The organism is Actinocorallia sp. B10E7, from assembly GCF_039871655.1.
Classification (GTDB): Bacteria; Actinomycetota; Actinomycetes; order Streptosporangiales; family Streptosporangiaceae; genus Actinocorallia.
Genome location: NZ_JBDPLZ010000001.1, coordinates 378,671 through 404,100 on the forward strand (window position 1 = coordinate 378,671; position 25,430 = coordinate 404,100).

Here is a 25,430-nt window from a genome sequence, read left to right on the forward strand (position 1 = left end):
TAAAGGAGTCGACCGGGGCTGCGGGGCGGGGGCAGCATGGGGGTGGCGGCTATGGGGAGGGCTGATGGCGGAGGCCGGGGGGACCAGATCCGTCCGGAAGAGGGCGGTGCTGCTGGCGCTGCGCCGGTATCTCGAGGAGATGAGGCGCCAGTGGCGGGTGGCTTTGCCCGCGCTGACGCTTCCGGCGCTGGGCAATGTCTGCCTGTTCTATCTGGCTCCGCTGTTCGTGGCGGCGCTCGTGGGGCGGCTGGCCGGGGACGGCGAGGGCTCTGCGGGCGAGCTGCTGCCGTATGTGCTCGGCTTCGGCGGGATGCTGCTCGCCGGGGAGGTGCTGTGGCGGATCGGGCTGCACTTCCTCAACCGGACCGACGCCCGGGGCGTCGAGCGGCTCGGCGTGCAGGGGATGGACGCGCTGCTGGCCAAGGACGCGGCGTTCTTCCAGGACTCCTTCGCCGGGTCGCTGACCAAGCGGGTCCTGGGGTTCTCCGGAGGATTCGAGGACTTCACCGGCATCCTCGTCTTCTCGATCATGGCCAACGTGATCCCGGTGCTGTTCGCCTCGGTGGTGTTGTGGCACTACGACCCGTTGCTGGTCCTGGTGCTCGTGGGCCTCATCGTGGTCACCGGACTGATGGTGACGCCGTTCATCCGGCGGAGGCAGGCGCTGGTGAACGCCCGGGAGGCCGTGAAGGTACGGGTGTCGGGGCATGTCGCCGACATCCTGACCAACATGGAGTCCGTGCGGGCGTTCGCGGCCGAGGAGAGGGAGGCCGCCGAGTACCGGGAGAGGCTGGTCGAGCAGAACCGGCTGTCGCTGCGGTCGTGGGACTACGGGAACCTGCGGGTCGACGCCATCGTCGCCCCCATGTCGGTCCTCACCAGCGTGGTGGGGCTGCTGCTGGCGGTGGCGCTGCGCGGAGGGCTCGGGGCCGAGGCCATCGTGGTGACGTTCGCGTACTACTCGAACGCGATCCGGATCATGTTCGAGTTCAACCAGGTGTACCGGCGCATGGAGAGCACGCTGACCGAGGCCTCCCAGTTCACCGAGCTGCTGCTGGAGCCGCCCGCCGTCGTCGACCCGGACGATCCCCAACCGCTGCGGCCGGCCGACGCGGCGGTCCGCTTCGAACAGGTCCGGTTCGCGCACGGCGGCGCGTCCGCCCTGTTCGACGGGCTCGACCTGGACATCGCCAGCGGGTCGAAGATCGGGCTCGTGGGCCGCTCGGGCGGCGGCAAGAGCACCCTGACCCGGCTGCTGCTCCGGCTCATGGACGTCGACGGCGGCCGGATCCTCATCGGCGGTCAGGACATCGCGCGGGTGCGCCAGCGGGACCTGCGCAGCCTGATCGCCTACGTCCCGCAGGAGCCGGCGATGTTCCACCGGTCGATCCGGGACAACATCGCCTTCGCCCGGCCGGACGCCACCGACGCCGAGGTGCTGCGGGCCGCGCGGGCGGCGCACGTCACCGAGTTCGCCGAGACCCTGCCCTCCGGATGGGACACGCTGGTCGGGGAGCGCGGCGTCAAACTGTCGGGAGGGCAGCGGCAGCGGGTCGCACTCGCCCGCGCCATCCTGCGGGACGCCCCCATCCTGCTGCTCGACGAGGCGACGAGCGCCCTGGACTCCGAGAGCGAGATCCTCGTCCAGGAGGCCCTGTGGCGTCTGATGCAGGGCCGGACCGCCCTGGTCGTCGCGCACCGCCTGAGCACCGTCGTCCGCATGGACCGCCTCGTGGTCCTCGACCGCGGACGCGTCGTCGAGCAGGGCTCGCACCGTGAACTCCTCGAGGCGCGGGGCCCCTACGCCCGCCTCTGGCACCACCAGTCCGGCGGCTTCCTCCCCGATGACGACGACGCCCCTGCCGCCGCCGCGTCCTGACCGTCACCCGGTACGGGGTGCCTCCTCGAGTGGTTCGGGTCCTCGGGAAGGAGTCGGAGGCCTGCCGGACCGCTCATTCATGAGGACATGGCCGTTCTCACGGGTGGCGGGGCAGGGCTGCGAACGGGAGGGTCGGTGAAATCCCGGGGGCGGGGAGGCCCCCGGGCACGCGAGATCATAGCGGCGATCACCGCTTAAATAAACGTTCACGTATCTCTGTGATTCGGCCTGTTCACGGGTTCCGCCTTCGCGGCGCGGACGGCGGTTCAGGCGGTGGGGCGGCCGAAGAGCTTCTCGATGCTGCGGCGTTCGCGCTTGGTGGGGCGGCCCGCGCCGCGGTCGCGGACGGGGACGCCGAGCATCGCCTCCTTGGGGGGAGGCGGCGGGCTCTTGTCGATGTAGCACTCGGCGGCGACGGGGGCGCCCACCCGCTTGGTGATGGCACGGGTGACGACGACGACGCGGTCGCGGCCGTCGTGGCGGAAGTGGATCTCGTCGCCCGGCTTGACCGTGCGGGCGGGCTTGACGCGGGTGCCGTTGACCTTGACGTGGCCGGCCCGGCAGACCTCGGAGGCCAGGGAGCGGGTCTTGGTCAGACGGACCGACCACAGCCAGGTGTCGACTCGGGCGCTTACCGGCTCTTCTGCCATGGAGCCACTGTAGGCGCTGCCCGATCGTCCGCACCAAACGTTTCCGGGCGGCCGCGGCGTCCTCGGGGCACACCGGGCTGTGTCCTTGGAGTCACGGAAAAAGCAGCGGTCTTGTTTTAGCGTGGAGTCCCTTGCCGTCGGAGAAAGGGGTGAGATGGCATTCCCGCCAAGGGTTTTCTGGGCATTTGTTCTGGTTTTCTGGTGGGTTGGAAGCGGGGCCGCCTCCGCGGGATACGCGGTACCGGAAGGTGCGGTCTTCAATCGGCCCTCGGCGGCGGGAACGGGAGAGGAGAACACCATCCAGGACCGCCTGCTCACCCTCATCCGGCACACTCCGGGCGGAGCCGAGATCAAGGTCGCGATCTACGCCTGGCGGGAGGAGGCCGTCAAGGACGCCCTGCTCAGAGCCCACGAGCGCGGGGTCCGGGTCAAGGTCCTGATGAACCACGCGGCGGACACCGGGTCCGAGGCGATCCACTCCAAGCTCGTCGGCGCACTCGGGGAGTACGAGCCCGGCAAGGAGTCCTGGGCCGCCCAGTGCGTTCAGGGATGGGGCTGCCTCGGGACGGGGATCAACCACAACAAGTTCATTCTCTTCTCTCAGGTGGGGACGAGCAGGAATGTCGTTGTCCAGAGTTCCGCGAATCTCACCTATCACGACCGGATCAAGTTCTGGAACAATGCCTATATTGCGGCCGATGCAGGGCTGTACCGGCTTTATGACGACTATTTCCGGCGACTGGAGACGGGGATCGGGCGGACGACGCCTCCGGACGACGACGAGTACCAGATGAGCGAGAGCGGCCCGTACCGGCTCTACACCAATCCCTACCAGGGGCCCGACATGCTGGTCCAGGAGCTCGACGCGCTCCGGTGCAGCCCCGACCCCGCGCGGCCGACGCGGATCCGGGTGACGGCCCTGCTGTTCAACCGGACCGAGCTGGCGGAGAAGCTCGTCTCACTGCAGGACCAGGGCTGCCGGGTGCATCTCGCCTTCCGGCGGCTGAGCACGGAGGTGAGCGACCTGTTCCAGGGCCGGCTCTCGGGGGTCAGGAGATGTTCGGGAGCCATGACCGTCCACTCCAAGTACATGGCGATCTCGACTGGTGCCGGGACGTTCGAGGGAAGGATCGGGCAGAAGGTGGTGTTCACCGGAAGCCACAACTACGGGCGGGCCGCGCTGAGGAACAACGACGAGACCCTGCTGCGGATCGTCGACCCGCGGGTGCACCGTCAGTACGAGGAGAACTTCGACGACGGGCCCTACCTGAGGTGTCCTGAGTGGGAGAAGGCGAGCGTGCCCGCCCCTGGGACGGATCCGTTCGCCTGAGGGCTTCGTACCGGTCACCGTGCCGGAGAGTGAGAGCCCGACCACATTTCGGCATGTTCCCGCTCAAGGTCGGGCATTGATCATGCATGAAGCTCTTCAAGAAGTTCGCCCGGAAGCAGCGCCCCTACGAGCCCACCCGTCGCGAGCGCGCCGCGGCGGCCCGGACCGCCAAGGCCGAGGTCGACCTGCGCGAGACCGAAGCGAAGATCTACGAACTGGCCGACCGCGCCCGCCGCGAGCTGCGCCGCTCCGCCTGACCCCGCGCCGACCGGCTCCGCCCCTTACGGGGGAGACACGCTGCGCCGTCTGACGGCCTCGGCGCCGCCGAGTGTCTCGAGGAGCCCGACGAGCAGCGCACGCGCCTCGGCCAGACGCTCCGCGCCGTACTCGGCGGCCAGGGCCTCCTCCTGGCCGGCCCGGATCCGGCGAGCCGCGGCGACCGCGTCCCTTCCCCGCGAGGTGAGACGCACCCGGCGGACCCGAGCGTCGGAGGGGCTGGGGAAACGTTCCACGTAGCCCCGGCCCTCCAGCTCGGCCACCACCTTCGAAGCCCCCTGCTGGGTCATCTCCAGGCGGGCCGCGAGCTCGGAGATCGCGGGCTCCTCCTCGATGAGGTGCTGGAAGACGTACCCGTGGGAGAAGCGCAGGTCACCGTACCCCTCCCCGGCCATGCCCTCCCTGACGCGTTCGGCCGCCGCGAAGCCGACGAAGAGCGCCAGGCTGCCGATGTCCAGGCCCCCGGGGAGCTCCATGGTCCCCCTCCCGAATTACACAACCATGGTTGTGCTCTGTTCGCCGTACGCCTATGGTCGTGGTCATGGAAAGCTTCACGGACGGCACCGCAGAGCGCAACGTCGAGAGAGCGGTCGCCTACCACGAGGCCGTCGCGAAGGGCGCGACGGGCGCGGAACTCGCCGCGTTCTTCACTCCGGACGCCGTCCACCGCGAACTCCCCAACGCCCTGTTCCCCGACGGCGCGGTCCGCGATCTGGCGGCGATCCTCCAAGGGGCGGAGGCGGGCCGGGAAAGGCTGAGCGACCAGACGTTCGAGGTGCTCAACGCGGTCGCGACGGGCGACACCGTCGCTCTCGAGGTCCGCTGGACGGGCACCTTGGCCCGGCCCCTCGGCGCGCTCCCCGCGGGACATGTCCTGCGGGCGCACATCGCGACGTTCCTGGAGTTCCACGACGGGCTGATCACCGCGCAGCGCAACTACGACTGCTACGAACCGCTTCGGTGAACCCGGGAGGAGCCGCTTTCACCGGGGCTCATCTCACCAGGGCTCGCCGGATTCCAGGCGGCGGGCGACCTCGCGGCGGCTGATCTTCCCGGTGGCGTTCAGCGGCAGGTCGGTGACCCGGTGGGCGTTCTTGGGACGCTTGTGGGCGGGCAGGGCGGCACGGCAGTGCTCCAGGACCTTCGCCGACTCGACGTCATGTCCCTCGAGGCAGGTGTAGACGGCGGTGATGCGCTGGCCCCACTGCGGGTCCGGCAGGCCGACCACCGCCGCGTCCGCCACTCCGCCGACGCGGGTGACCGCTTCCTCCACCTCGCGGGGGTAGACGTTGTAGCCGCCGGTGATGATCATGTCGTTCCTGCGGTCGGTCAGCCACAGGCGTCCGCCGTCTCCGAGGTGGCCGACGTCGCCGGTGCGCAGGTAGCCGTTCAGGAAGGACTTGCCGAGGTCGTCGCGCTTGTCGGCGTTGAAGTAGCCGGGGGTCACGGGGTCTCCGCAGACGACCACTTCACCGGACTCGCCGTCGGGTACCGGGTCGCCTTCCTCGTCCACGACGCGCAGGTCGACGGCCAGGCAGACGCGGCCCGCCGACGTCAGCAGACGTGGGTCGGCGGACAGGCCCCGGGCGTGGTCGTCCTCGTCGAGCACGGTGAGCGGGGGCATCGCCTCCACCAGGCCGTAGTACTGCACCAGGTGCGGGGTCAGGCGGTCGCTCGCCCGGCGGATGTGCTCGGCGGGCATGGGGGCGCCGGCGTAGGCGAGCAGGCGCAGCGAGGGCGGCGGCGCGGCCGCGGCGTGGGCCAGGCGGTCGACCATGGTGGGGACGAGGGCGGTGTGGGTGACCCGGTACTCGTCGACGGCCGCGAGGATCCGCTCGGCGTCGGCGTGGTCGAGCATCACCTGAGGGGCGCCCGCCATGAGGAACGGCAGGGTGAACAGGCCGCTGGTGTGGATGGCGGGACCGGCGTGCAGGTAGACCGAGCCGGGGGCGGGCGGGCCGCCGAGGACCTCGTGGGTCATGGCCAGGGCCGAGGAGACGCGGTTGCGGTGGGTGCGCATCGCGCCCTTGGGGCGGCCGGTCGTCCCCGAGGAGTAGGCCAGCCCCACCAGGTCGTCGGGGGAGGCGCCCACGGCGAGCCTGGCGCCGGAGTTCTTCGCGATGAGCTCGTCCAGGCGGTGCCCGGGGCCGTCACCGGTGACGACGGTACGTGCGGCGCCGAGCCCGCCGCGCAGCGCCTCGGTCGCCTCGGTGAAGCGCGCGTCGTAGAGCAGTGCGCTCGCGCCGCAGTCGTCGGCGATGCGTTCCCACTCGGCGGGGCCGAGGCGGGGGTTCAGCGGTACGCGGACCAGTCCGGCGAGCGCCAGGGCGAGGTCGCATTCCAGCAGCGCGCAGCTGTTGGGCTGGAGTTCCAGGACCCGGTCCCCGGGGCACAGGCCGAGGCCGAGCAGGCCGCGGGCGAGCCGGGTCGCGCGGTCGGCGAGTTCGGCGAAGCCGCGGACGCCGTCCGGGCCGAGCACGGCGGGGCGGTCGCCGAAGCGGGCGGCGGCGCGGTGGACGAGCAGGCCGATGGTCACGGGGATGCCTCCGGGGTCCTCGGATGGGCGTGGGACGGGTTTAGTACTATAAACGAAGTCAGCTAGAAGGAGTCAGCATGGCAGAGGTCCTGTTGCTGGACGCCCAGCGCACCCCGTTCGGCAGGAACAGGGGCGGGCTGTCCGGGGTGCGGGTCGACGACCTGGCAGCGCACCCCCTGCGCGCACTGGTGGCACGCCACCCCGGGCTGGACCCGGCGCGGATCGCCGACGTCGTCTACGGGGACACCAACGGCGCGGGAGAGGACAACCGCAACGTGGCCCGGATGGCCGTGCTGCTGGCCGGGCTGCCGGTGACGGTGCCGGGCGTGACGGTGAACCGGCTGTGCGGCTCCGGCGCGGAGGCGATCGTCCAGGCCGGACGCGCGGTCGCCGCGGACGACGCCGAACTCATCGTGGCCGGAGGCGTGGAAGGCATGAGCCGTGCCCCCTACGTGCTGCCGCCGATAGACGAAGCGCTCCCCCGGAGGCTCGACCTGACCCCCACCACGGTCGGCTGGCGCATGCCCAACCCCGCCTTCCCCCCGCAGTGGACCGCCTCGCTCGGCGGCTCGGTCGACCTGGTCGCCGCCGAACGCGGCATCAGCCGGGCCCGGCAGGACGAGTGGGCCGCCCGCTCCCACGAGCGCGCGCACGCCGCCTGGGAGAAGGGCCTGCACGACGAGGCCGTCGCCCCGCTGGAAGGAGTGGCGCGGGACGAGTCGATCCGCCCCGGCAGCACCCCGGACGGGCTCGCCCGCCTCCGCCCCGCCTTCACCCCCGACGGCACCGTCACGGCGGGCAACTCCTCCCCCATCAGCGACGGCGCGATCGCCGTCCTCATGGGTTCGCGCCGCGCATCCGAGGAACTGGAACTGCCCCCGATCGCCCGGATCCTCTCCAGCGCCGTGGTCGCGCTGGAGCCCCACCGCTTCGCCGTCGCCCCCGTCCCCGCGATCCGCGAAGCCCTGCGCAAAGCCGGTCGGCACCTGTCCGACGTCTCGGTGCTGGAGCTCAACGAGGCCTTCGCCGCCATGGTCCTGGCCTGCGTGGACGAACTCGAGGTCCCCGAGGAGAAGGTGAACCCGCACGGCGGCGCGATCGCCCTGGGACATCCCCTGGGTGCGTCGGCCGCCCGCATCGTGGTGGACTGCGCCCGGGAACTACACCGCAGAGGCGGCGGCCTCGGCGTGGCGTCCGCCTGCATCGGCGTCGGCCTGGGCATCGCCCTCGTCCTGGAGGTCTGAAGATGGAAGACACCGCGCCCCGCCCCACCCCGCAGGACCCGACCCCGGAAAGCCTCACCCGGATGACCGAGGGCAGACTCCCCGGCCTGCTCGGCTTCCGGGTGGTCGAGTTGTCGGAGCACCGCGTGGTCGCCGAACTCGACGTGCGCCCCGAGCTCCTGGCCCCCAACGGCTATCTGCACGCCGCGACGGTGGTGGCCCTGGCCGACACCGCCTGCGGCATCGGCTGCCGCCTGGCCCTCCCCGAGGGCGCCGAGGGCTTCACCACGTCGCAGCTGACCACCAACTACACCGGAACCGCCAGACAGGGCACGGTCCGCGCCGTCGCCACCCTCGCCAACGGCGGACGCCGGATCCAGATCTGGGACGCCGAGGTCAGCGACGGCGCCGGCCGCAGGATCGCCCTGTTCCGCTGCACACAGCTGATCTTCTGGCCCTGACCGGTCCTGGAGACGCGGCGTTCCGGGGTCCCCGCGCGGGCCCCGGAACGCCGTGTCCTCGCCGGTTTCAGGACTCCTTCAGCGCCCCGTCGCGCAGCCGGTCCCGCAGGACGCGCTTCAGCGCCTTGCCTACGGGGTTGCGCGGCAGCGCGTCGGCGAAGACCACCTTCTCCGGCAGCTTGTACGAGGCGATCTTCTGCTCCCGCAGATGCGCGACGATCTCCTCCCCGGTGACCTCGGCCCCGGGCGCGGGGACGACGACGGCGCAGGACTTCTCGCCCAGCACCTCGTCCGGATAGCCGATCACCGCGACCTCCGCGACGGCGGGGTGCCTGATGATGAGGTTCTCGATCTCCACGGGGGCGATGTTCATGCCGCCCCGGATGATGAGGTCCTTGGCCCGGTCCACGTACAGCAGGAACTCGTCGTTCTCACCGGTGATCTCGAAGACGTCGCCGGTACACAGGTCGCCCCGCTCGTCGAACGGGTCGGCGTCGGTGGTGCCTGCCAGGTAGCCGGAGAACACGGTCGGTCCTCCGATCCGCAGCTCGCCGGGACGCCCGGGCCCGGTGATCTCCTCGCCGGTCTCCAGGTCGACCAGCCGCAGCGAGACCGGGTCCATCGCGCGGCACGACCACTGCACGCCCGGCGTGCCGTAGCGGGGGAAGAAGCGGGCCCGCTGCTCGGGGTCGGGCACGTCGGTGGGGGCGCTGAGCAGGCACACCCCTTCGTTGGAGCCGAACATGTTGATGATGCCGATGCCGTGGCGCTCCTGCCAGCCGCGCACCATCGACGGGGCGAGCGGGGCCGAGCCCGAGGCGATCGTGCGGACCGACGAGAGGTCCGCCCGCTCCAGGATCGCCTCGTTCTGCAGCAGCATCGTCAGGACCGCGGGGGGAGCCAGGGTGTAGGTCACCCGTTCCCGGGCGATCTGCTCCAGGTAGGTGGGCAGGGTGAAGGGCTGGTGCAGGACGAGGCGGGCGCCCGACCGCAGCCAGGGCAGCAGCGTCCCGCCGATCGAGGCCATGTTCACCAGGGGGAACGGGTTGAGGATGACGTCGTCTTCGGTGAGACCCGGGGCCTCCTGCGTCACCCGGGCGATGGCCATCCACTCGTAGTGCGCGCGGGGCACGGCCTTGGGGATGCTCTCGGTGCCGGAGGTCCAGCAGATGGTGATGCAGTGGCCGGGGTCCGCCCGGTAGCCGGTGAGGTGCTCGGCCACGAGGACGCGGTCGGCTTCGGACGCCTCGCCGAGTTCCAGGGAGGACACGCCCTCGGGCAGGCCGGAGCCGAAGCCCAGGACCGCCCGTACCCGGCCGAGCTCCGCCAGGACCGCCGCGGCGTCGGCTACGGCGGCCCGGTCCCCGATCCGGGCCGTGCTGATGAAGGCGTCGAAGCCCGCTACGCGGGCGGCGGTGCCGATCTCGTGGTCGCGGAACTGCACCGCCAGCGGCGAGACGATCGCGCCGATGCGGATCACCGCGAGGTAGGAGACGACGAGTTCGACCGTGTTCGGAAGCTGCAGTCCGACCACGTCTCCGACCCGGACGCCCGCGCGCAGCAGCGCCGCCGCCACCCGGTCGACCGCGGAGTCGAGCCGCGACCAGGTCAGCCGGAGCGGCTCCAGGCCGCACAGCGCCTGCTTGTCCGGTGGGTCGAGCACCGCGAGCACGTCGCCGCGTTCGGCCAGGTGGCCGCGCAGCAGCCCGTCGACGGTCTCGTCGGTCCACCAGCCGAGCTCGCGGTGGCGGGCGACCTTGTCGGCGGGGTGCAGCGATCGGGGCTGTCCAGGGGCGAAGACAGTCATTTTCCCTCCAAATCCTCGAAGCCCCGGACACTATGATAAAAAAAGTCAGCTGGTCAAGGGTAGTGACCGCCCACCCGCCGGAGGAGTACACGCATGGCAACGGACCCGTTCGACCGTCAGACGTCCGACAGGAACCATGAGACATTCGACAAGCACCGCGCACTGCTCGACCGAGCGGTCGCGGCCTGCCGTTCCCGGGAGAGCTGGACCGCCTTCCCCGACTCCCCCTCCGCCCACCCCGGCGGAGCACAGGCCCGCGAACAGGGCGAGGCGGCGTTCGAGCGGCAGCTCGGCCGCCCCTTCGAGCTCGACGCCCCCGGCGTGTTCGCCGTGCAGGACGACGAGGTCTCCCCCTACACCGGCGAACCCCTGGGCATCTCCTATCCGCGCGCCGGGGCGGACGAGCTGTTCGACGCCGCCACCGAGGCCTGGCCGCGGTGGCGGGACGCCTCCCCCGCCACCCGGACGGGCCTCTGCCTGGAGATCTGCGAGCGGATCTTCCTGAAGAACTTCGAGTTCGCCCACGCGGCGATGCACACCGCGGGGCAGAGCTTCGGCATGAGCTGCACCGGCAGCGGCACCAACGCGCTCGACCGGGGCGTCGAGGCGATCGCCCAGGCCCACGCCGCGATGTCACGGGTGCCGGAGACCGCCCGCTGGTCCCGCAGGTTCGGCACCACCGACGTGGAGATGGTGAAGCGGTACCGGCTGATCCCCAAGGGCGTCGCCGTCGTCATCGCCTGCGCCAGCTTCCCCGCCTGGAACGTCTACCCGGCGCTGTTCGCGAGCCTGGCCACCGGCAACCCGGTGATCGTCAAGCCGCACCCCACCTCGGTGCTGCAGATGGCGCTGGCCGTGCGGGTCTGCCGCGAGGTCCTGGCCGAGGCCGGTTTCTCCCCCGACCTCGTCGGCCTGGCCGTCGACACGGTCGCCGAACCCGTCACCAAGGACCTCGTCCGGCACCCGCTGACCCGGATCGTGGACTTCACCGGCTCGGCCGCCTTCGGCTCCTGGGTGGAGGCCAACGCCTTCCCCGCCGTCGCCTACACCGAGACCTCCGGCACCAACTCCGTCCTGGTCCACTCGGTCGGCGAGCTCCAGCCGGTGCTGCGCGCCCTGGCGGGCTCGATGTGTTTGTTCTCCGCCCAGATGTGCACCAGCCCGCAGAACATCTACGTTCCGCGCGGCGGTGTGCCCACCGGCGACGGCGTCGTCAGCGCCTCCGACTTCGCCGACGCGCTCGCCGAGGCCGTCAAGGCGATCTCGACGGTGCCCAAGCGGGCCGCCGCGGTGATGGGCGCCGTGCAGTCGGGGAACACCCTGCGGCTGCAGGAAGAGGTGATCGGGCTGATGGCGGGCCGAGGCCGGGTCGTGCTCGAACCCGCCTCCTACATCCACCCCGAATACCCCGGGGCCCGTACCGGCGGACCGCTGCTCGTCCAGGTGGACGTCGCCGACCACGACCTGTACGGCCAGGAGCGGTTCGGCCCGATCGCGTTCGTGATCGAGTGCGACGACGCCGACCAGGCGCTGGAGCGGGCCGCGCGGGACGCCCGGGAGCACGGCGCGATCACCGCGTTCGCCTACTCCACCGACGAGTCCTACCTGGACCGGGTGGAGGCCGCCTACGCCGTCGCGGGCGCGGCGGTGACCTGCAACCTCACCGGCCCGATGCCGTTGAACTTCTCGGCCGCCTACAGCGACTACCACGTCACCGGGCTCAACCCCGCCGGCAACGCCTCCCTCACCGACGACTCCTTCGTCGCCGGCCGGTTCCGCGTCACCCAGTCGAGGCGGCCGGCCTGAGCTCGCCGTCCGCTCCGACCAGGAAGGCCACGGCCGGGCGTTCCAGCGGCTCGCCGCAGGACAGGCAGCGCAGGTACGGCTGGAAGGGCTTGCCGCAGGCGCGGTGAAGGAGGCGCAGATCGGTGCCGGGAGGGCCGGTGTACCAGCGCTGCGCCCAGTCGATGAGGAAGGCGAACACTCCGAAGAAGGCCAGGCCCTTGTCGGTGAGCCGATAGCGGGGCCTGCCGCCTTCGCTCTCGTCGGTGGTGAGCACTCCGAGCTCGGTGAAGCGCCGCAGCCGGTTGGACAGCACCGACGGGGCGACGCCGAGCTCGGCCTGGAAGTCGGCGAACCGCCGCACGCCCAGGAAGGCCGCGGCGAGCAGCACCGTCCCCCACCGGTCGCCGAGCAGCTCGAACGTCTCGGGGAAGTAGGACAGCGGATCGTCTTCCGCGTTGACGCGGACCGTCTTGCGGTGCAGGCGCGGTACGGCCACCTGGGCGAAGGTGGCCTCGCCGCGCAGCGTCTCGGTGTCGCGGGCGGTGACCGGGGCCCCGCCGCAGGCGGCGCAGCCGAGTTCGACGTCGGTGCGGTTGCCGCAGGTCTCGTGGACGAGTTCGGGCAGCCCGGCGCGGCGCGGCACCCAGGCCCGTTCCCACGACCAGACGTGCACCAGCAGCGGCCACAGCTCCCTGGCCTGCTCGGTGAGCAGGTACTCGGTGCGGGTGCGGCCCTCCTCGCGGTAGGGGGAGGGCAGCAGCAGTCCTCCGGCGACGAGTTCCTTGAGCCGGTTGGACAGCACCGACTCCGACATGCCCAGGTCGTCCCGCCAGTCGGCGAACCGCTTGGTGCGCAGGAGGAAGGCCCGCTGCAGGATCAGCAGGGTCCACTGGTCGCTGATCGCCAGCAGCGCCTGTCCGATCGCGCTGGGCCGCGGCCCCTGCGCTTGCCCACCCACCGATGGTCCGCCTCTCATGCCGTTCGTCCCTCTTCTCTCCGGGTCGACCACATGCTACTTTGAGGGCTGACTTTTCTTATAGTAGTTTCCACTCCAGTGCGAGAACCCACCTGAAGAGGAGCGCGGAGATGACCCGGAACGAGCAGCCGATCGCGGTGGCCAGGGTGGCCGCCGGCACCGAAGAAGACGAGCCGAACCCCTACCTGATGGGCGTGTTCGAGGCGGTGCAGGACGAGCTGACCCTGGACGACCTCGAAGTGATCGGCGAGATCCCCGCGGACCTCAACGGCGTCTTCCTGCGCAACGGCCCCAACCGCCGGTTCCCCGCCGAAGGCCGCTACCACATGTTCGACGGCGACGGCATGATCCACGCGATGCACTTCGAGAACGGCAAGGCCCGCTACCGCAACCGGTACGTCCGCACCGCCGCCTTCCACGAGGAGTCCAAGGCCGGCAAGGCCCTGTGGACCGGCGTCATGGAGAACCCCGCGAACAACCCCTTCGGCAACACCCACGGCCTGGGCATCAAGGACTCCGCCAACACCGACGTGCTCTTCCACCGCGGCAAGGTGCTCGCCACCTGGTACCTGTGCGGCTCCCCGTACGCGATCGACCCGCTGTCCCTGGAGACCCTCGGCGCGGAGAACTTCCTGGGCACCCTCGACGGCGACATGATGGCCCACAACAAGGTCGACGAGGAGACCGGCGAACTGCTGTGGTTCGACTACGGACCCGACGGACCGCCCTACATGCGCTACGGCGTCGTCGGCCCTGAGGGCACCGTCACCCACGTCACCGGCGTCGACATCCCCGGGCCACGCCTGCCCCACGACATGGCGATCACCCCGAACTACTCGATCCTCATGGACCTGCCGCTCATCCAGGACCAGGAGGCGCGGGCCGCGGGCAAGTACCGCATCTTCTTCGAACGCTCGCTGCCGGCCAGGTTCGGCGTGATCCCCCGGCACGGGAACGGCGACGCCATCCGCTGGTTCACCGCCGACCCGTGCTACATCTACCACGTCGTCAACTCCTGGGAGGAGGGCGAGGAGATCGTCCTGGACGTCTGCCGGGTGAAGAACCCGCAGCACCAGGCGACCTACACCTCCAAGCTCGCCCAGATGCTGGCCTACCTGCGGCTCAACGCCCACATCTACCGCTACCGGTTCAACCTGCGCACCGGACAGACCACCGAAGGCCCCCTGGACGACGACAACATCGAGTTCCCCAGCGTCGACTCGCGCGTCATGGGCCGTCCCCACCGCTACTCCTACGACATGCACCTGGCCACCGAGCAGACGCTGCTGTTCGACGGGCTCGTCCGGTTCGACTCCCAGACCGGGCAGAAGCAGGAGCACTTCTTCGGTCCCGGCCGCTACGGCTCGGAATCACCCTTCGCCGCCCGCGACGGCTCCACCGGGGAGACCGACGGCTACCTGGTCAGCTTCATCAACGACGAGCGCGAGAACCGCGCCGAGTGCGCCATCTTCGACGCCGCCGACGTCTCCGCGGGGCCGGTCGGACGGGTCCTGCTGCCGCGCCGCGTGCCGCCGGGCTTCCACGCCACCTGGGTCCGCGCCGACCAGCTCCGCGAGGGCGGCTCCCTGTGACCGACGTCTATGTGCTGTCCACCCTGCGCACCCCGCGCGGGAAGGCCAGGCCGGGCGGCGGCCTCGCCGGGGTCGCCCCGCTGGAGTTGGTGACGCAGCTGCTGGGGGGCCTGGCCGGACGGGCCGGGACGCTGCCGGACGCGGTGGAGGACCTGGTGGTCGGCTCGGCGAGCCAGACCGGCGAGCAGGGCGGGGACCTGGCCCGCACCGCCGCGATCCTGGCGGGCTGGAACGCCTCCGGCATCACCCTCAACCGGTTCTGCGCCTCGGGCGTCGACGCGGTCAACACCGCCACGGCCCGGATCGCCTTCGGCTCGGCGGGCCTGCTGGCCGCCGGCGGCGTCGAGTCGGTCTCCCGGGTGCCGATGTTCTCCGACCAGGCGCCGATCTGGCGGGACCCGCAGGTCGTGGAGCGCGCCGGAGCCGTGCAGATGGGCATCGCCGCCGACCTGATCGCCACCCTGGAGGGCTTCGAACGCCAGCAGCTCGACGCCTACGCCCTGCGCAGCCAGCGGCGCGCGGCCGCGGCCTGGGAGCAGGGCCGGTACGCGGGCTCCCTGCTGCCCGTCCGGCACGAGGGCGAGATCGTCCTCGACCGGGACGAGGCCATCAGGCCGGACACCACCCTGGAGGGCCTGGCCGCCATGCGGCCGGCCTTCGCCGGGCTCGGCGCCCAGGGTCAGGACGACCTGGTCCGCCGCCACCACCCCGAGGTCGGCGAGATCCGGCACCTGCACACCGCCGGGACCTCCCCCGCCCTCGTGGACGGCGCGGGCCTCGTCGTGCTCGGCGACGCCGCCGCCGCACAGGCGACCGGCCTGCGCCCCCGGGCCAGGATCGTCGCCGCCGCCACCGCCGCCGTGGACCCGGTCGTCATGCTCACCGCCGGCCAGGCCGCCGTGGAGAAGGCGCTGAAGCAGGCGGGCCTCTCCCCTTGCGACATCGACGTCTTCGAGGTCGCCGAGGCCTTCGCGGCCACCTGCCTGCGCTTCCAGCGCGATCTGGGCGTCGGCGACGAACAGTTCAACCCCAACGGCGGAACCATCGCCATGGGCCACGCCTTCGGGGCCACCGGCCCGATCCTGCTCGCCTCCTGTGTGGACGAACTGGAACGGACTGGAGGACGCTATGGGGTGGTCGCGGTCAGCGGCGCCGCCGGAACCGGAAGCGCCACGGTAGTGGAGAACATCTCATGACAGAACAGACTTCCCCCCGCCTCACGGTCTCCCTGGGCTTCTGGCAGGACCGGCCGCCCGGCGAGGCCCTGCTCACCGCGAGCGCCGCCGACCGGCTCGGCTACGACGAACTGTGGGTGGGCGAGATGGCCACCTACGACGCCTTCGCGCTCGCCTCCGTCATCGGCGTCCGGACGCAGCGGATCAGGCTGACCGTCGGCCCGCTCGCCGTCGCCGTGCGGGACCCCATGACGATCGCCCGGGGCGTCGCGTCCGTCGCCGACCTCACCGGACGCCGCGTCGACGTCGCGATCGGCACCTCCAGCCCGATGGTCGTGGAGTTCTGGCACGGACGCGACCGCGGCCGGTCGGTGACCCGGCTGCGGGAGTCGGCCACCGTGCTGCGGGAACTGCTCGACGGCGGCAAGCCCTCCTTCGCGGGAGAGACCGTCAGCACGCGCGGATACCACCTGCGGCTGGACGCGCCGAAGTCCGAGCTGACCGTGGCGGCGTTCGGCGACTCCGCCGTCAAGACCGCCGCCACCAGCGCCGACCGGATGGTCCTCAACCTGATCACCCCGGCGTCCGCGGCGCTCCTCGTGCGCAGGCTCCGGGAGGCCGCCGCCGAAGCCGGCCGTCCCGCGCCGAAGGTGGCGGCCTGGGTCCCCGCCGCGGTGAACCCGTCCGAGGACGCCGTCGAACAGCTCCGCCGGGCCGTCGTCGGCTACCTGGCCGCCCCCGGATACGGCGAGATGTTCGCCGAAGCCGGTTTCGGAGACGTCGTCGCGTTCGCCCGCACCCGGCCGCATCCCAAGGAGCTGCTCGCGGCCGTCCCCGTCGAGCTGATCCAGTCCATCGGCCTGGTCGGCGACGAGGCGACCGTACAGGAGAAGCTCGCCGAGTACGCCCGCGCCGGGGTCGACGAGGTCGCCCTCGTCCCCGCCTCCGTGGACGGCGACCCCGGTGGAGAGGGCACGCTGGCCGCGCTGCGTTAGAGACGGGCGGGACACGAGGGTCCGCCGGGCCCCGCTGAGCGGATCACACCAAACGAGAACAACGCTCATACGGGGGCTTGGCGGACCCTACAAAAGGTGAGGTTCGTGTAACGAGCGCGAATCAATGCGGGCCATCCGATGCAACAGGGTCTCCTTAGCGTCGCCTCACGCAGCATGTGAGACCCCCCTGATCGGAGCCCTCCCCGTGACGCATCACCTCGACCGCCTCGACCGCCGCTTCGACCGCCGCGCGCTCCTGCGCGGCGGTCTGCTCGCCTCCGGGCTGCTCGTCGCCGCCCCCCTGCTGGCCGCCTGCGGGGACGACGAGGAGGACGCCTCCGCCGGGACCGGGGGGATCGGGGAGGGAAGCCTGCGGTTCTCCTGGGTGAAGAACGTCGAGTTCGCCGGCGCCTACCTCGCCGACACCAACGGCTACTACAAGGCCGAGGGCTTCAGCGGCTTCGAGCTGATCGGCGGCGGCCCGACCGCGACCCCGGCCGAGACCGACGTGCTCACCGGCAAGGCGATGGTCGGCATCAGCGCCCCCGACACGGTGGCCGCCGCGCTCGCCAAGGGCGCCCAACTGAAGATCATCGGCGCGGAGTACCAGAAGAACCCGTTCGCGATCATGTCGATGGCCGACAACCCGATCCGAAGCGCCAAGGACATGATCGGCAAGAAGATCGGCGTCCAGGCCACCAACGAGGCGATCTGGGCGGCGTTCCTCAAGGCCAACGGCATCGACCCCGCGAGCATCACCAAGGTGCCCGTCCAGTTCGACCCGCTGCCGCTGACCACCGGCACCGTCGACGGCTGGATGTCCTTCGTCACCAACGAGCCCAACGCGTTGCGCGTCAAGGGCTTCGAGGTCGAGACGTTCCTGTTCGCCGACGAGAAGTACCCGCTGGTCAGCGAGGTCTTCGTCGTCGCCGACAAGACGATCTCCGAACGCCGGCCGGCGCTCAAGGCGTTCCTGCGCGCCCAGGCCAAGGGCTGGCGGGACAGCCTCAAGGACCCCGAGGCCGGCGCCAAGCTCGCCGTCGACAAGTACGGCAAGGACCTCGGGCTCGACCTGAAGGAGCAGATCCTGTCCTCCAAGGACCAGAACGAGCTGATCCTCACCGAGGACACCAAGAAGAACGGCCTGTTCACCATCACGCCGGAACTCGTCGCCAAGAACATCGAGACCCTCAAGTTCGCCGGCCTCGAGGTGACCGCCGAACAGCTCTTCGACCTGAGCGTCCTCGAAGAGGTCTACAAGGAGGACCCGAGCCTTGTCGCAGGACTCTGAGAGCTCCGAGGGCATCAGCCTCACCGGCCTGTCCAAGGAGTTCAAGCTGGGCCGCAGGTCCGTCACCGCCCTCAGCGGCGTGGACCTGCGGACCCCGCAGGGCTCCTTCCTGTCGCTGCTGGGCCCGTCCGGCTGCGGCAAGTCCACGGTCCTGCGCATCCTCGCGGGCCTGGAGAAGCCGACGTCCGGCGAGGCCCTGCTGCACGGCGAACCCCCGGCGACCGCCCGCGACAAGCACCACCTGGGCATCGCCTTCCAGGACTCGGCCCTGCTGCCCTGGCGCACCGTCGCCGCCAACATCCGCCTCCCGCTGGAAGTCGCCGGCATCAAGCCGGCCAAGGACCAGATCAGCGATCTGATCAAGCTGGTCGGGCTGGAGGGGTTCGAGAAGGCCCGGCCCGCCCAGCTCTCCGGCGGCATGCGGCAGCGCGTCGCGATCGCCCGCGCGCTGGTCGTCGAACCGCGGGTGCTGCTGCTCGACGAGCCCTTCGGCGCGCTCGACGACATGACGCGCCAGCGGCTCAACCTGGAACTGCAGCGGATCTGGAGCGAACGCGCGGTGACCACCCTGCTGGTCACCCACAGCATCGCCGAAGCCGTCTTCCTCAGCGACGTCGTCGCGGTCATGAGCCCGCGGCCGGGCACCGTCGTCGCCGAGGTCCCCATCGAGCTGCCGCGGCCCCGCACACCCGACGTCATGCGGACCCCCGAGTTCCACGCCTACCAGGACAAGCTCTCGGAGCTGCTGTTCGGGCCCGGCACCGAACCGGGAGAAGAAGCATGAGGAGGCCGACCGCCGGGCTCCTCGGGCTTCTCGGCCTCTACCTCGCGTGGGAACTGGCCGCGCTGACCGTCGCGGGGAACGCGGTGCCCAACCCGAGGGACACCTTCGGCCGACTCGTCGAAGACGGCTGGGAGTACTACGGACCGCACATCGAAGGGACCGGCTGGGAGGCCCTGCGCGGCTTCTTCTGGGGCAACCTCATCGCGATCGGGCTGGCCGTCCTGGTGATCCTGGTGCCGCCGCTGGAACGCGTCATCACCCAGATCGGGGTCGCGTCCTACTGCCTGCCGATCATCGCCGTCGGGCCGATCCTCACGATCGTCCTCGAAGACGACGCCCCCATGGTCGCTATGGCGGCCCTCCAAGTGCTGTTCACCACTTTGATCGGCGTCCTGGCCGGGCTGCGCGCCGCGGACAGGACCTGCCTGGAACTCGTCCAGGCCTACGGCGGCGGACGGTGGGCGCAACTCGTGAAGGTCCGGCTGATCGCGGCCCTGCCGTCCAGCTTCGCCGCACTGAAGATCGCCGCGCCGTCGGCGGTCCTCGGCGCGATGATCGGCGAGTTCCTCGGCCGGGTCGACCAGGGCCTCGGCCTGGCCATGGTCGTCGCCCAGCAGCAACTCGCGACCGAACGGACCTGGGGCGTCGCGCTCGTGGCGGGCCTGCTCGCCGGCGGCGGCTACGCGGTCGTCGCGCTGATCGCCCGGTTCGCGGCCCCCTGGGAACGGAAAGCCTCGTGATCTGGAAGAGAACCCTGGGCACCCTGTCGTCGATCGGCGTCTCGCTGGCGCTCGTCCTCGGCGCGTGGATCGCCTTCATCGAGTACTTCTCGATCAACCCGATGGTCGTGCGCAGCCCCCTGGACGTCTGGGCGTACCTGTTCACCCAGGAGGAGGCCGCGGAGCACCGCTCCCTCGTCTGGGAGGGGCTGAAGATCACCCTGGTCGACGCGGGCTTCGGCCTGGTCGCCGGGCTGGTCGCCGCCACCGTCGTCGCGATGCTCTTCGTCCTGTCGACCACCGCCGAGCAGGCCTTCCTGCCCATCGCGATGATCATGCGGAGCGTGCCGCTGGTCGCGATGACACCGGTGATCACGCTGGTCTTCGGCCGTGAGCTGCTGGCGACCACCGTCATCTGCGGGATCGTGGTGTTCTTCCCCGCGCTGGTGAACATCGTCCTGGGCCTGCGCTCGGCGTCCCCCCAGGCCGTCGACCTGATCCGCGCCTACGGCGGCGGCACCTGGACCGCCCTGCGCAAGGTGCTCATCCCGTCGGCCCTGCCGTCCTTCTTCACCTCCGCCCGCATCTCGGCTCCCGGCGCCATCATCGGCGCGATGCTCGCCGAATGGCTCGCCACCGGCAAGGGCCTCGGCTACCGGATGCTCCAGGACGTCAGCACCTTCGAATCCGACGACCTGTGGACGTCCGTCGTCGCCATCACCCTCGCGTCGCTGCTGATCTACTCGCTGATCGGCGTCGTCGAGAACATCGTCCTGGCCCGGTTCGGGCGGGTCCGGTCCTGAGGACCGCCCGAAGCCCTCAGGAGCGATACCGCCGGTTGACCCGGATCAACGGCTCGGCCTTCTCCAGATAATCGACCCCGAGCACCTCGGCGACGAACAGCACATGGTCCCCCGCCGGCATCCGCAGCCGGGTCTCGCACTCCACCGCCGCCAGCCCGCCCTCGATGACCAGCGCCTCGCTCTTGAGCCCCCGGTGGAAGGCGTGCCCTCCCAGCAGCAGCCGGGCCGAGGGCCGTCCCTCGGCGGCGAACCGGCCCGCCAGCGCGCGTTGGGCCGCGGAGAGCACGGTGACGGCCCAACGCGGATTCCGGTGCAGCACCTCGCACAGGTAGGACGCCGCGGCCACGCTGATCAGCACCATCGGCGGATCCATCGAGACCGAGGTGAACGCCGTGACGGTCGTCCCGATGTCGTCGCGCCCCTCCTTGACCGTCACCACGGTGACACCGGTGGCGAAGGAGGCCAGCGCGGCGGTGAAGTCCTGCGGTGTGATCAACCTTCGCCTCCCCGGCGTCGACCGTCGTCAGCGGTGCCGTTCAGCGCGGTTCCCACACCCCGGGCAGTACCAGCGGTCCCGCCGCGGGCAGTCCGAGCTGCGCGGCGAGCCCGGCGAGCGAGCCCCACCCGGAGAAGCGTGCGGTGGCGGCGGTCCGGTCCTCGCTGGACTCCGCGGGCCGGAACCGGTCGAGCGGCGACACGTGCGGCAGCGACCGCACCGGCGCGTCCGGCGGCAGCCCCGCCTTCCCGCGGGCGAGGTCCAGCGCCAGGTCCAGGCCGCCCAGCTCGTCCACGAGCCCGTGCTCCGCCGCGTCGGCCCCGGTCCAGACGCGTCCGCGGGCGAGCCTCTCCAGGTCGGGGAGGTCCATGCCCCGCCCCTGCGCGGCCTTGGCGGTGAAGTCGGCGTAGATCCGGTCCAGGGAGTGGTCGAGCCGCTCCCACTCGCTCTCGGTGAAGTCCCGGGTGGGGGAGTCGATCTGCGCGTGCCGTCCGAACGCGGCGCTCCCGAAGCTCACACCGAGCCGCGTCATCAGTTCGCTGACGACGGGTTTCCCGGAGTACACCCCGATCGACCCGGTGAGCGTCCCGGGCTGCGCGACGATCGTGTCGGCGGCCATGGCGATGAAGTACCCGCCGGACGCCGCGAGGTTGCCCATCGACACCACGACGGGCTTGCCCGCCTGCCGCGCCAGGTTCACCTCGCGCCAGATCACGTCGGAGGCCACGTAGGAGCCGCCGGGGCTGTTCACCCGCATGACGATCGCCTTGATCCTCGGGTCCCTGACCGCGGCCCGGATCGCCGTCGCGAGCGTGTCGGACCCGACGGCGCCGCCCTGCCCGGGCACCGCGCTCCGGCCCGACCGTCCCAGCCTGATCATCCCGTGGGCCTGGACCAGCGCGACGGCGTCCTTCGCCCCGGGAGTGTGGATCCGTCCCGAGAGCCCGGAGCGGTTGTACCGGGAGACGTACTGCAGCCGCGCCTGGCTTCCGGCCCGGTTCCGGACGTGGGCGTACACCTCGTCCCGGTAGCCGAGCTCGTCGACCAGCCCGGCATCGAGCGCCTCGGACGCGGTCAGCGGCGCCCGGTCGATCAGTTCGCGCACCTTGTCCTCGGGGAGCCCGCGGGCCTCCGCCACGCCGGCGACGATCTGCTCTCCGATGGATTCGACCATCCGCTGGGACGCCTCGGCGTGCTCGGCGGTGTAGGCGTTCTCCAGGAAGGTGTTGGGCGCGGTCTTGTACTCGGCCCGTTTCCCGAACCGGAACGTGACGCCGGCCTTGTCGAGCGCGTCCTTGACGAACGGTTCGGACAACGCCACGCCGGTGATCCCGACGTCGCCCGAAGGCTGGAGGTAGACCTTCTCGAAGGCCGTGGCCAGGTAGTAGGCGGAGGTGCCCTGCCCGGTCTCCCCGAAGGTCTCGGTCCAGGCGACGGTGAGCTTCCCGGCCGCCCGGAACGCGGCGACGGCTTCGCGCAGCTCCTGGGCGAGGGCCAGCCCGACCTGCCCGCTGACCTTGGCGACCAGCGCCTTGACCCGGGGGTCGCGCCGGGCCTTGCGCAGCCCGTCCAGCACGTCCCGCAGGTGGACGCGCCGGGCGCCCATCAGCGCGCTCAGCGGGTCGGGCTGGGTGCCTTCGACGAGTCCGTCCGAGAGGTCCAGTTCGAGGACCAGCGGGGCGTGGCGTCGCTCACGCAGGTCTTTGACCGTGTCCAGTGCCTTCAGCGGATCCACCATGACCCAACACTACGCGTCGTCGATGACCTTCCGGGTCCGGGCGAAGACCTGGTTTCCGGTGACGCTGGCCGTGGCGACCGCGCAGGGCACGTCGTCGGAGTCGAGCAGTCTGGCGGCGGAGACGGTGCGGGAGCGGCCGGAGTGGGTGACCGTGCCGATGACGGAGTAGGAGGCTCCGGCCTGCACGGCCCGCAGGTAGTCGACGTTCAGGTTGAGGGTCAGCTGCGGGATGAAGACGTCTCCGAGGCTGGCGGCCGCCAGGCAGACGGCGTTGTCGAGGATCGTGGCGATGAATCCGCCGTGGACGATCCCTCCGGGGTTGCAGAGCTTCGCGTCGGGGTTCCAGGCCAGTTCGACCCGGCCGGGCTCGGCTTTCACGATCTTCTGCCCGATGTAGTCGGACACGTCGGTCACTTGGGGGAACCTTCCGTCACCGATGGCCTGGATGAGCTCGGCCCCGGTCAGGGTGTCCCAGAGTTCTGCTTCTGACACGTACGCGAGGGTAACTAATGACCGTTCTCCGCATCCCCGCCGCCCCCGGTCACCCCGCCCGGCTGAGGTCGGCCCGCCCGCTGAAGGCCGGGCTCGCCGAGTACGCCAGCGACAGCCCCTCCCCCTCGGGGCTCAGCCGCAGCGTGCCGTCGGGGCAGTCGGGGTCCTCGTCGGTCAGGTCCAGTTCCAGCCGGCCCTCTTCGACCGCCTTGACCCCCAGCGTCCCGTTGCAGGCCCCGTCGCCCAGGAACTGCGCGTCCCCGGACGTCTGCCCCTCGAAGAGGACCAGCTGCACCTCGTAGTACCGGCTGCCGCCCTGCCCGTCGAGGATCTCCAGGCCGCCCGACCAGGTCCCGGCGAACGCCGACGGGATCGTGGCCTCCCCTCCGCCGCCCGGTAGCGCGCCGTCCTCCCGCAGCGCCTGGAACCCGAGCCAGCCGCCCGCCGCCAGCACCGCGGCCAGCGTCAGGAGCACCAGCGGCAGCTTGGAGCGCCTCCGGCGCGGCACGGGCACGCCCGGCGGGTAGAACGGCTGCGGGCTCGTCGGCGGCGGACCGGCGAACGGCGGCGGGGTGGACGGCGGCGTGTGGTCGACGGTGGCGTCCCTCCCCGGCCACGGCGGGGAGAAGGAAGGCGCCGGAGGCGGGGTCGCCGGGCCCTCGTCCGGACCGTCGTGCTCCAGATCCGACTCCAGCTCGTCCCGCAGCTGCCGGGCGGTGGGGCGGCACGCCGGGTCCTTGTCCAGGCAGCGTCGCAGCAGCGGCTCGAACGCCTCGAGTCCGTGCCCCAGCCTGGGCTCGGCGTGCATGATCCGGCCGAGGATGACCGCGACGTTGTCGCCGTCGCCGTCGAACGGCCCGAACGGCGGGTGGCCGGTCGCCGCGAACACCATCGTGCAGGCCCACGCCCACACGTCGGAGGCCTTGCTCGCGGGCCGGCCCTGCAGCTGCTCGGGCGCGATGTAGGAGGGCGTGCCGACGAGCTGCCCGCCCTGGGTGTGCTGGTCGACGGGGCGGGCGATGCCGAAGTCCACCACGCGGGGCCCGTCGGGGCCGAGCAGGACGTTGGCGGGCTTGAGGTCGCGGTGCACCACCCCGGAGCCGTGGATGGTCACCAGCGCCTGGGCGGTGAAGGCCAGGAGCCGTTCCAGGTCGCCGCCGCGCAGCGGCCCTTGGGCGGCGACCCGGTCGAACAGGGACGGCCCGTCGACGAACTCGCTGACCACGAACGGCCTGGTGCCCTCGAAGGAGTAGTCGATGACGCGGGAGATGCAGTACTGCAGCCGCACCCGCTGGACGGCGTTCATCTCGCGTTCGAGCCGCTCGCGGGCCTCGGCGTCGGCGGCCTTGAGCACCTTGACCGCGACCTTCTCCTGGCTCTGGGAGTCGCGCCCCAGGTAGACGATGCCCTGGCCGCCCTCGCCGAGCCTCTTCAGCAGGAAGAACCGGCCGAGGGCACGCGGGTCATCGGGTCTGAGTGGTTCGGCCATCGCGGTCATGGGACGCCTCCAGGGTTCATTCGGTTCCAGCTTGCCCTGTCCTCGGCGTTACAAGGTAGGCGTCCGGCCTGATCTTCGATCACGGCTCGGCTACTCTGCGGACGTGGACGGCGATGGCTTCACCCGGTGCGAGCGCGGCCACATGCACTGGGGTCGGTTCGGGGCCGCGGGCCTGCTGCTGTTCAGCGAGGGCCACGTGCTCCTCCAGCAGCGCGCGTGGTGGTGCAACGGCGGCGGCACGTGGTGTCTTTTCGGCGGCGGTCGGCACGCCGACGAGGATCCGGTGGCGGCGGCGCTGCGGGAGACCACGGAGGAGAGCTCTCTGGACGTCTCCATCGTGCGTCTGCACGGGCGGATCCTGGACGATCACGGCGGCTGGTCCTACACCACGATGATCGGTTCGGCCCCGGACCTCCCGCGGGTGCGCGGGGTGTCCAGCGAGACGAAGGCGGCCCGCTGGGTCCCGGTCCAGGAGGTCGACGCGCTGCGCCTGTTCGCTCCGTTCGGTGAGGCGTGGCCTACGCTGCGTTCCATGCTCACCCGTGTGGTCCTGGTCGTGGACGCCGCCAACGTCATGGGTTCCCGCCCCGACGGCTGGTGGCGCGACCGGCTGGGGGCGGCCCGGCGGCTGCGTGACGCGCTGGCCGGGCTGGGGCCGGTCTCGTTCGGCCCGTTCGACGAGGCCTATCCGGAGCTGGTGCTGGTGGTGGAGGGCGCGGCCCGGGCGCTGGAGGGCGCGGGCGGGGTGCGGGTGGTCGCCGCCCCTGGCAGCGGGGACGACGAGATCGTCCGGCAGATCGGGCACGACGGGGCGCACTACGTGGTGGTCACCGCCGACCGCGAGCTGCGCCGCCGGTGCGAGGAGGCGGGCGCCGAGGTGGTGGGCCCGCGCTGGCTGCTGGACAGGATCGGCTGAGCCGGGTT

General features: G+C 71.3%; 24 protein-coding genes. 15 read left to right on the forward strand and 9 right to left on the reverse strand.

Annotation, left to right across the window (positions count from 1 at the left end; all coding sequences use genetic code 11):
* Positions 1 to 64: 64 nt before the first annotated feature.
* The gene (locus ABGB12_RS01760; protein ID WP_347673946.1) at positions 65 to 1,879 is read left to right on the forward strand and encodes an ABC transporter ATP-binding protein; all 1,815 of its coding nucleotides are present in this window, start codon (positions 65 to 67) and stop codon (positions 1,877 to 1,879) included.
* Between the two features lie 266 nt (positions 1,880 to 2,145).
* Here ABGB12_RS01760 and ABGB12_RS01765 read toward each other — a convergent pair whose 3' ends face one another.
* A complete protein-coding gene (locus ABGB12_RS01765) occupies positions 2,146 to 2,529 on the reverse strand; it encodes an RNA-binding S4 domain-containing protein (RefSeq protein WP_347673948.1) in 384 nt (127 codons plus the stop codon).
* Between the two features lie 154 nt (positions 2,530 to 2,683).
* Here ABGB12_RS01765 and ABGB12_RS01770 point away from each other — a divergent pair, with 154 nt between their 5' ends.
* Positions 2,684 to 3,859 carry a phospholipase D-like domain-containing protein gene (locus ABGB12_RS01770; RefSeq protein ID WP_347673949.1) on the forward strand — a complete coding sequence of 392 codons (1,176 nt, stop codon included), beginning with the start codon at positions 2,684 to 2,686 and terminating at the stop codon, positions 3,857 to 3,859.
* Between the two features lie 86 nt (positions 3,860 to 3,945).
* Positions 3,946 to 4,116, forward strand: coding sequence for a hypothetical protein (locus ABGB12_RS01775; RefSeq protein ID WP_347673951.1), 171 nt, complete (start codon positions 3,946 to 3,948; stop codon positions 4,114 to 4,116).
* A 24-nt stretch (positions 4,117 to 4,140) separates the two neighbouring features.
* On the opposite strand, the gene ABGB12_RS01780 is transcribed toward ABGB12_RS01775, so the two are convergent.
* The gene (locus tag ABGB12_RS01780; protein ID WP_347673952.1) at positions 4,141 to 4,611 is read right to left on the reverse strand and encodes a MarR family transcriptional regulator; all 471 of its coding nucleotides are present in this window, start codon (positions 4,609 to 4,611) and stop codon (positions 4,141 to 4,143) included.
* 65 nt (positions 4,612 to 4,676) lie between these two features.
* Between ABGB12_RS01780 and ABGB12_RS01785 the strand changes: the two genes are divergently transcribed.
* Complete coding sequence (locus tag ABGB12_RS01785) at positions 4,677 to 5,099, forward strand: nuclear transport factor 2 family protein (protein WP_347673954.1); 423 nt, start codon at positions 4,677 to 4,679, stop codon at positions 5,097 to 5,099.
* 33 nt (positions 5,100 to 5,132) lie between these two features.
* On the opposite strand, the gene ABGB12_RS01790 is transcribed toward ABGB12_RS01785, so the two are convergent.
* On the reverse strand, positions 5,133 to 6,671 hold the full coding sequence (locus ABGB12_RS01790) for an AMP-binding protein (RefSeq protein WP_347673956.1): 1,539 nt from the start codon (positions 6,669 to 6,671) through the stop codon (positions 5,133 to 5,135).
* Between the two features lie 77 nt (positions 6,672 to 6,748).
* On the opposite strand from ABGB12_RS01790, the gene ABGB12_RS01795 reads away from it, so the two are divergent.
* Positions 6,749 to 7,915, forward strand: coding sequence for a thiolase family protein (locus tag ABGB12_RS01795; RefSeq protein ID WP_347673957.1), 1,167 nt, complete (start codon positions 6,749 to 6,751; stop codon positions 7,913 to 7,915).
* A 2-nt stretch (positions 7,916 to 7,917) separates the two neighbouring features.
* Complete coding sequence (locus tag ABGB12_RS01800; protein ID WP_347673959.1) at positions 7,918 to 8,355, forward strand: PaaI family thioesterase; 438 nt, start codon at positions 7,918 to 7,920, stop codon at positions 8,353 to 8,355.
* A gap of 67 nt (positions 8,356 to 8,422) precedes the next feature.
* Here the strand turns inward: ABGB12_RS01800 and ABGB12_RS01805 are convergent, their stop codons facing one another.
* Positions 8,423 to 10,162: a class I adenylate-forming enzyme family protein gene (locus tag ABGB12_RS01805; protein WP_347673961.1), complete on the reverse strand. Its 1,740-nt coding sequence runs from the start codon at positions 10,160 to 10,162 to the stop codon at positions 8,423 to 8,425.
* Positions 10,163 to 10,255: 93 nt separating this feature from the next.
* Here ABGB12_RS01805 and paaN point away from each other — a divergent pair, with 93 nt between their 5' ends.
* Positions 10,256 to 11,968, forward strand: coding sequence for a phenylacetic acid degradation protein PaaN (gene paaN, locus ABGB12_RS01810; RefSeq protein WP_347673962.1), 1,713 nt, complete (start codon positions 10,256 to 10,258; stop codon positions 11,966 to 11,968).
* On the opposite strand, the gene ABGB12_RS01815 is transcribed toward paaN, so the two are convergent.
* The gene (locus ABGB12_RS01815) at positions 11,943 to 12,905 is read right to left on the reverse strand and encodes a helix-turn-helix domain-containing protein (protein WP_347673964.1); all 963 of its coding nucleotides are present in this window, start codon (positions 12,903 to 12,905) and stop codon (positions 11,943 to 11,945) included. The genes paaN and ABGB12_RS01815 overlap by 26 nt on opposite strands.
* Positions 12,906 to 13,033: 128 nt before the next feature.
* On the opposite strand from ABGB12_RS01815, the gene ABGB12_RS01820 reads away from it, so the two are divergent.
* The 7 genes from ABGB12_RS01820 (at position 13,034) to ABGB12_RS01850 (ending at position 20,282) form a co-directional block, all read left to right on the forward strand.
* Positions 13,034 to 14,515, forward strand: a complete 1,482-nt coding sequence (locus ABGB12_RS01820; protein WP_347673966.1) for a carotenoid oxygenase family protein — start codon at positions 13,034 to 13,036, stop codon at positions 14,513 to 14,515.
* Positions 14,512 to 15,711 carry an acetyl-CoA C-acyltransferase gene (locus ABGB12_RS01825; protein WP_347673968.1) on the forward strand — a complete coding sequence of 400 codons (1,200 nt, stop codon included), beginning with the start codon at positions 14,512 to 14,514 and terminating at the stop codon, positions 15,709 to 15,711. The genes ABGB12_RS01820 and ABGB12_RS01825 overlap by 4 nt, the downstream gene beginning before the upstream one ends.
* Positions 15,708 to 16,685 (forward strand): LLM class F420-dependent oxidoreductase, encoded by a 978-nt coding sequence (locus ABGB12_RS01830; RefSeq protein WP_347673970.1) that lies wholly within the window; start codon positions 15,708 to 15,710, stop codon positions 16,683 to 16,685. Before ABGB12_RS01825 ends, ABGB12_RS01830 begins: the two co-directional genes overlap by 4 nt.
* A 205-nt stretch (positions 16,686 to 16,890) precedes the next feature.
* A complete protein-coding gene (locus tag ABGB12_RS01835; protein WP_347673972.1) occupies positions 16,891 to 17,976 on the forward strand; it encodes an ABC transporter substrate-binding protein in 1,086 nt (361 codons plus the stop codon).
* Positions 17,960 to 18,760: an ABC transporter ATP-binding protein gene (locus ABGB12_RS01840; RefSeq protein WP_347673974.1), complete on the forward strand. Its 801-nt coding sequence runs from the start codon at positions 17,960 to 17,962 to the stop codon at positions 18,758 to 18,760. The genes ABGB12_RS01835 and ABGB12_RS01840 overlap by 17 nt, the downstream gene beginning before the upstream one ends.
* Complete coding sequence (locus ABGB12_RS01845) at positions 18,757 to 19,500, forward strand: ABC transporter permease subunit (protein WP_347673976.1); 744 nt, start codon at positions 18,757 to 18,759, stop codon at positions 19,498 to 19,500. The genes ABGB12_RS01840 and ABGB12_RS01845 overlap by 4 nt, the downstream gene beginning before the upstream one ends.
* Complete coding sequence (locus ABGB12_RS01850; RefSeq protein WP_347673978.1) at positions 19,497 to 20,282, forward strand: ABC transporter permease subunit; 786 nt, start codon at positions 19,497 to 19,499, stop codon at positions 20,280 to 20,282. Before ABGB12_RS01845 ends, ABGB12_RS01850 begins: the two co-directional genes overlap by 4 nt.
* 16 nt (positions 20,283 to 20,298) lie before the next feature.
* On the opposite strand, the gene ABGB12_RS01855 is transcribed toward ABGB12_RS01850, so the two are convergent.
* Genes ABGB12_RS01855 through ABGB12_RS01870 form a run of 4 tightly spaced genes read right to left on the reverse strand, consistent with a single transcriptional unit; the run spans position 20,299 to position 24,497 of the window.
* Positions 20,299 to 20,778, reverse strand: coding sequence for a flavin reductase family protein (locus ABGB12_RS01855; RefSeq protein ID WP_347673980.1), 480 nt, complete (start codon positions 20,776 to 20,778; stop codon positions 20,299 to 20,301).
* A 40-nt stretch (positions 20,779 to 20,818) separates the two neighbouring features.
* The gene (sppA, locus tag ABGB12_RS01860; RefSeq protein WP_347673983.1) at positions 20,819 to 22,516 is read right to left on the reverse strand and encodes a signal peptide peptidase SppA; all 1,698 of its coding nucleotides are present in this window, start codon (positions 22,514 to 22,516) and stop codon (positions 20,819 to 20,821) included.
* Between the two features lie 9 nt (positions 22,517 to 22,525).
* Positions 22,526 to 23,008: a PaaI family thioesterase gene (locus ABGB12_RS01865; RefSeq protein ID WP_347673985.1), complete on the reverse strand. Its 483-nt coding sequence runs from the start codon at positions 23,006 to 23,008 to the stop codon at positions 22,526 to 22,528.
* A 49-nt stretch (positions 23,009 to 23,057) separates the two neighbouring features.
* Positions 23,058 to 24,497, reverse strand: coding sequence for a serine/threonine-protein kinase (locus ABGB12_RS01870; protein WP_347673987.1), 1,440 nt, complete (start codon positions 24,495 to 24,497; stop codon positions 23,058 to 23,060).
* 112 nt (positions 24,498 to 24,609) lie between these two features.
* Here ABGB12_RS01870 and ABGB12_RS01875 point away from each other — a divergent pair, with 112 nt between their 5' ends.
* Complete coding sequence (locus ABGB12_RS01875) at positions 24,610 to 25,422, forward strand: NUDIX hydrolase (protein ID WP_347673989.1); 813 nt, start codon at positions 24,610 to 24,612, stop codon at positions 25,420 to 25,422.
* Positions 25,423 to 25,430: the final 8 nt, after the last annotated feature.